This is a genomic window from Rhizobium sp. P2_G9 (assembly GCF_056403475.1).
The window spans coordinates 221728-228008 of sequence record NZ_JBFUFK010000004.1 but is presented as its reverse complement, the minus strand read 5'-3'; the positions used below and the strand labels follow the sequence as shown (position 1 = coordinate 228008).

Below are 6281 nucleotides of genomic sequence, written 5' to 3'. Positions count from 1 at the left end.
CCCCGTTGACGGTCAAAATGCTGCAGCGCGCCCCTGACCCGCCGCGCAAGCACCGACATCACCGCTGAACCCTCGAAAACGCCCGCCGAAAGCAAATTCAAAAACAAGTGTGAGATATCCGGGCTAACGCTCGGGAAGAGCCGACATTCGTTGAATGAAGGTCTTGACGACGAAATTCGATTGAATCCGTGAAACGCCTTCGATGGCCGTCAGATTGTCCAATAGCGCCTGGTAGTGCGGCAGGTCCTCTACCATGGCGTGGATCAGATAGTCCGATGCGCCGCTGATCTGGTATCCTCCGACGACCTCGGGCACGGCCCTGACGCGCCGCTCGAATTCGATGAGCGCGTTTTTCACCTGCCGTTCGAGCGCGACGGTAATGAACACGCCGATAGCATCACGAAGCCGCCCCTGGTCGATGGCCGCATAATAACCCTTGATGACGCCAAGCTCTTCCAGGCGACGAACCCGCCTTATCGTCGGCGACAGAGACAATCCGATCTTTTCGGCCAGATCGCGCCAGCTCAATCGCCCATCGGAGGCAAGCTCGCTCAGAATCTTCTGGTCGAATGTATCGAGATCACCAAGTTGAGACAATTGCCTGCTCCTTCGCGTTATCGTGGTGCAATTGACTTAAAAAACGCCCGTTTTGTTGGTACAAACAGATCAAATCGTCGATCATATTTTTGATAATCTAACATGACGTCGGCGGTGGCAGCCAGGCATATATGCGCGGCTCTGTCGACGGGACGGAGGACATGGCCACCCCGAGCAACGCCGCCGCCGACCTCGTGGCCCGGGAGACCACATCGGGACGCGGGTGGTTGTTGCCGGCTTGAGCGAATTGACTTGAAATGCCGATCGGGAGGTTGAGATGAAGATGCAAGACGCAGCCGTGATCGTGACGGGAGCCGCCTCCGGGCTCGGAGCAGCGACTGCCAGGCGCCTCGCGCATGCCGGAGCCCGCGTGCTGATTGCCGACATGGACACGGACCGGGGCCAATCCGTCGCCTCCGAAATCGGCGAAGCGGCGCGTTTCTTTCGTGTCGACGTCACCAATGAAGCCAACTGCATGGATGCCGTGGCTCTGGCGAGCGACGCCTTCGGCGGCGTCCGGGGTCTCGTGAACTGCGCTGGGATCGCGCCCGGCGAAAGGGTGCTCGGCCGCAAAGGGCCGCACTCGCTGGAGAGCTTCACCAAGACCATCTCGATCAATTTGATCGGCACGTTCAACATGTTGCGTCTCGCCGCCGATGCTATCGCCAAGCAGGAACCGGACGAGAACGGCTGCCGCGGCGTCATCGTCAACACCGCGTCCATTGCCGCCTATGAGGGGCAGATCGGTCAGGCGGCCTACGCGGCTTCGAAGGGCGGTGTGGCGGCGATGACCTTGCCGGTCGCCCGGGAATTCGCCTCGATCGGCATTCGCGTCGTCTCGATCGCGCCGGGACTTTTCGAGACGCCGATGATAGCGGGCATGCCGCAGGAGGTGCAGGACTCTCTCGGAAAGAGTGTTCCTTTTCCCAACAGATTGGGGCGGCCCGACGAGTTCGCCTCGTTGGTCCAACACATTTTCGACAACGACATGCTCAACGGCGAGGTCATCCGGCTGGATGGCGCGCTCCGTATGGCAGCAAGGTGAGGTGCTTGAATGTCCATTCCTGATACAGTCGTCATCACCGGGGCGGCCCGCACGCCGATGGGTGGCTTCCAAGGCGATCTCAAGGACCTCTCCGCCACGCAATTGGGCGCTGTGGCGATCCGGGCGGCGGTGCAGCGTGCCGCACTTCAGCCGGACGACGTCGACGAAGTCCTGATGGGCTGCGTCCTCCCCGCTGGCCTCGGTCAAGCTCCCGCGCGCCAGGCTGCTCTCGCAGCAGGTCTTCCCTATGCCTGCGGCGCAGTGACTGTGAACAAGGTCTGCGGGTCCGGCATGAAGGCGCTGATGATCGGCCATGACGAGATCATGGCGGGAGCCCAGGACATAGTGGTGGCGGGCGGCATGGAGAGCATGACCAACGCGCCCTATCTGCTGAAGCGCGCGCGATCCGGATACCGCATGGGGCATGGTTCAATCCTGGACCACATGTTTCTCGACGGCCTGGAAGATGCCTATGAAAGCGGCAGATCGATGGGCACGTTCGCGGAGGAATGCGCCGAGGCCTACCAGTTCACCCGCGATGCCCAGGACGCCTATGCCATCGAGTCGCTCACCAGAGCGAAAAAGGCGGTGGAGGACGGGACGTTCGACCCTGAACTCGCCGGCGTCACGGTGACATCCGGCAAGACATCGCGCGAGATCAGCCGCGATGAGCAGCCGGCAAAGGCCAGTATCGAGCGCATTCGCACGCTCCGGCCGGCTTTCCGCGAAGACGGAACCGTCACCGCGGCAAGCTCCGCGTCGATTTCGGATGGGGCTGCGGCGATTGCGCTGATGCGCCGCATGAGCGCTGAAAGCAGAGGGGTCGAGCCGCTCGCCACCATCGTCGCGCACGCGACGCACTCACAGGCGCCCAACCAATTCGCCACGGCTCCCGTCGGCGCGCTGAAGAAACTGTCGGAAAAGACGGGCTGGGCGCTCAGGGACGTCGATCTCTTCGAGATCAACGAAGCCTTCGCTGTCGTGCCGATGGCGGCGATGCGCGACCTCGACATTCCCGGAGACAAGCTCAATATCCATGGTGGCGCTTGCGCGCTCGGACATCCCATCGGAGCGTCCGGAGCGCGCGTCGTGGTGACGCTGCTGGCTGCGTTGGAGCGCTACGGCCTCAAACGCGGGATGGCTTCGCTCTGCCTCGGCGGCGGCGAAGCAACGGCGATCGCCGTCGAACGCATCTGACGCCGCTGGGAGGAGAAGCATGATACTGGACGAGACGCAGACCCAGATACGCGACATGGCGCGCGACTTCGCCCGCGAGCGGCTCGCTCCAGGCGCGGCGCGGCGCGACAAGGACCACGGTTTTCCGCGCGAAGAGCTGCGCGAGATGGGTGAGCTCGGCCTGCTCGGGATGCTAGTTCCCGAAGCCTATGGCGGGTCGGAAACGGGGGCGGTCGCATACGCTGCCGCGGTCGAGGAGATTGCTGCTGCAGACGGGTCGTGCTCGACGATCATGAGCGTGCACAGCTCCGTCGCCTGCGTTCCGATCCTGCGCTTCGGCAACGAGGAGCAGAAACGACGGTTTCTCCCGAAGCTGGCAAGCGGCGAGTGGATCGGCGGCTTCGCATTGACCGAACCGCAGGCGGGTTCGGACGCCGCCAATCTCAAGACCAAAGCCCTCCGCGATGGCGACGCCTATGTCATCACCGGAACGAAGCAGTTCATCACATCCGGCAAGAACGGCAACGTCGTGATCGTCTTCGCCGTCACCGATGCCGGCGCGGGCAAGAAAGGCATCTCGGCTTTCATCGTGCCCACCGACACGCCCGGATACCAGGTCGTGCGCGTCGAGGATAAAATGGGCCTGCACGCGTCCGACACATGTCAGATTGCTTTCAACGACATGCGGTTGCCCGCCGACTGCCTGCTTGGCAACGAGGGCGAAGGGTACAGAATTGCTTTGGCGAACCTTGAAGGCGGGCGCATCGGCATCGCATCGCAAGCCGTCGGAATGGCGCGTGCCGGTTTCGAGGCCGCCAGGGACTACGCCAAGGAGCGCAAGGCGTTCGGCAAGGCGATCATGGAGCATCAGGCGGTCGCCTTCCGCCTGGCGGACATGGCGACCAAGATCGAGGCCGCCCGGCAACTCGTGCTGCACGCCGCGTCATTGAAGGACGCAGGCCTTGCCTGCTTGTCGGAGGCGTCCATGGCAAAGCTCTTCGCCACCGAGATGGCAGAGGGTGTGTGCTCGGCGGCGATCCAAATTCATGGCGGCTATGGTTTCATGTCCGACTATCCGGTCGAGCGCATCTACCGCGACGTCCGCGTTTCGCAAATCTACGAGGGAACGAGTGACATCCAGAAGCTGGTCATCGCGCGCAACCTTTAGCCAGTGTTGAATGGCGTCGGAGGACATCGAAAAGATGGAAAACGAAATGAACGAAGACGCACGTTTGAGCCTGCGCGTGCCCGAACCCACCGTTCGGCCCGGTGCGGCCCCGGACTTCTCCGCCTTCGAGGTGCCGGAGGCAGGGGCGGTCCGACGGCCGCCGGTGAATGTGTCCGCTGACGAGATACGCGACCTGGCCTACTCCATCGTCCGGGTTATCGATGACGAGGGAAAAGCGGTCGGTCCATGGAGCGGCGGCCTCACCGACGAGCAGCTTCTCACCGGATTGAGGCATATGATGAAGCTGCGCGCCTTCGACGCCAGGATGCTGCTGGCGCAGCGGCAAGGAAAGACGTCATTCTACGTCGTCCATCTCGGCGAAGAGGCTGTCGCCTGCGCGGCCAGGATGGCGCTCCGGGATGGCGACATGAATTTCCCGACCTATCGGCAAGCTGGCCTTCTGATCGCGTCCGGCTATCCGATGTCCGACATGATGTGCCAGATCTACTCCAATGATCACGATCCTTTGCGGGGGCGGCAGCTTCCGACCTTCTACTCCTCCAAGAAGCACGGCTTCTTCACGCTCTCGGGCAACCTCGCCACGCAGTTCGTACAGGCGGTGGGTTGGGGCATGGCGTCGGCGATAAAGGGCGACCATAAGATCGCCATGGGCTGGGTCGGCGACGGGGCCACCGCGGAGGCCGATTTCCATTCGGCGCTGGTCTTCGCGTCGACCTACAAGGCACCCGTGGTCCTGAACATCGTCAACAACCAATGGGCCATATCCACCTTCCAGGGGATCGCGCGCGGCAGTTCCGCGACCTTCGCGGCGCGAGGTCTCGGTTTCGGCGTTCCGTCGCTGCGTGTCGATGGAAACGATTACCTCGCTGTCCACGCGGTCGCATCCTGGGCCGCAGAAAGGGCGCGTCGGAACCTTGGCTCCACGCTGATCGAATACGTCACCTACCGGGCCGGGCCGCACTCCACCTCGGACGACCCGTCCGCCTATCGGCCCAAAAACGAATTCGAGGCGTGGCCTTTGGGCGACCCATTGAAACGTCTCAAGAAGCATCTGATCGCCAGGGGCGCCTGGACGGAGGAGCGGCACGTGCAGGCCCAGAGCGAGATCGACGACGAGGTGATCGAGGCGCAGAAGAAGGCCGAGGCTTTCGGCACCCTTCATTCGGGCCACAAGCCGTCAGTCCGCGACATTTTCGAGGGTGTCTACAAGGACATGCCGCCACACATCCGGCGGCAGAGGCAGCAGGCGGGCTACTGACATGACCAGAATGACAATGATCGAAGCGGTCCGAAGCGCCATGGATGTCTCGATGGCGAAAGACGAGAACGTCGTCGTGTTCGGCGAGGATGTCGGCTATTTCGGCGGCGTGTTCCGCTGTTCCCAGGGCCTGCAAGCAAAGTACGGCGCTTCGCGATGCTTCGACGCCCCCATCAACGAATCCGGCATCGTCGGTGTCGCCATTGGTATGGCTGCCTATGGCCTGAGGCCCTGCGTCGAAATCCAGTTCGCGGACTACATGTATCCCGCCTATGATCAGATCACGCAGGAGGCGGCGCGCATTCGCCACAGGTCGCATGGTGACTTCACCTGTCCGATCGTCGTGCGCATGCCGACGGGTGGTGGAATATTCGGCGGCCAGACCCACAGCCAGAGCCCCGAGGCCCTGTTCACGCATGTTGCCGGCCTCCAGGTCATCGTGCCGTCCAATCCCTATGACGCCAAGGGTTTGCTGATCTCGGCGATCGAGAATCCGGACCCGGTCATATTCCTTGAGCCGAAGCGGCTCTATAACGGCCCGTTCGACGGCCATTACGACAGGCCGGTGACGCCCTGGGCGAAGCATCCGAAAGGCGAAGTCCCTGACGGACACTACGCGATTGCGATCGGGAAAGCCGAGGTTGTCAGGGATGGCAGCGCCATCACGGTGCTGGCCTATGGAACGATGGTGCACGTCGCCATCGCCGCCGCAGAGCAGTTCGGCGTCGACGCCGAGATCATCGACCTCCGCTCGTTGCTTCCTCTCGATCTGGAAGCGATCGTCGCCTCGGTGTCGAAAACCGGCCGGTGCGTCATCGTGCACGAGGCTACGCTGACCTCCGGCTTCGGGGCCGAACTTGCAGCTTTGGTCCAGGAACATTGCTTCTATCATCTCGAAGCGCCGATCGCCCGCGTCACGGGCTGGGACACCCCATATCCCCACGCGCAGGAGTGGGATTACTTCCCTGGACCCGACCGCGTAGGCCGGGCCATGGCCGAAGCGCTGGGGGCTTGAG

At 62.7% G+C, this 6281-nt stretch carries 6 protein-coding genes; 5 read left to right on the top strand and 1 reads right to left on the bottom strand.

Annotation, left to right across the window (positions count from 1 at the left end; all coding sequences use genetic code 11):
- Window positions 1–123: 123 nt before the first annotated feature.
- Window positions 124–597 carry an Lrp/AsnC family transcriptional regulator gene (locus AC1DYF_RS05435; RefSeq protein ID WP_477875660.1) on the bottom strand — a complete coding sequence of 158 codons (474 nt, stop codon included), beginning with the start codon at window positions 595–597 and terminating at the stop codon, window positions 124–126.
- 277 nt (window positions 598–874) lie between these two features.
- Here AC1DYF_RS05435 and AC1DYF_RS05430 point away from each other — a divergent pair, with 277 nt between their 5' ends.
- The 5 genes from AC1DYF_RS05430 to AC1DYF_RS05410 are packed head-to-tail and all read left to right on the top strand — an operon-like array spanning window position 875 to window position 6280.
- Window positions 875–1642, top strand: coding sequence for a 3-hydroxyacyl-CoA dehydrogenase (locus AC1DYF_RS05430; protein WP_477875659.1), 768 nt, complete (start codon window positions 875–877; stop codon window positions 1640–1642).
- Between the two features lie 9 nt (window positions 1643–1651).
- On the top strand, window positions 1652–2839 hold the full coding sequence (locus AC1DYF_RS05425) for an acetyl-CoA C-acyltransferase (protein ID WP_477875658.1): 1188 nt from the start codon (window positions 1652–1654) through the stop codon (window positions 2837–2839).
- Window positions 2840–2858: 19 nt separating this feature from the next.
- Entirely contained in the window at window positions 2859–3986 is a 1128-nt protein-coding gene (locus AC1DYF_RS05420) for an acyl-CoA dehydrogenase family protein (RefSeq protein ID WP_477875657.1), read from the top strand.
- Window positions 3987–4032: 46 nt separating this feature from the next.
- Complete coding sequence (locus tag AC1DYF_RS05415) at window positions 4033–5265, top strand: thiamine pyrophosphate-dependent enzyme (RefSeq protein ID WP_477875656.1); 1233 nt, start codon at window positions 4033–4035, stop codon at window positions 5263–5265.
- Window position 5266: 1 nt separating this feature from the next.
- The gene (locus AC1DYF_RS05410; protein WP_477875655.1) at window positions 5267–6280 is read left to right on the top strand and encodes an alpha-ketoacid dehydrogenase subunit beta; all 1014 of its coding nucleotides are present in this window, start codon (window positions 5267–5269) and stop codon (window positions 6278–6280) included.
- Window position 6281 lies beyond the last annotated feature (1 nt).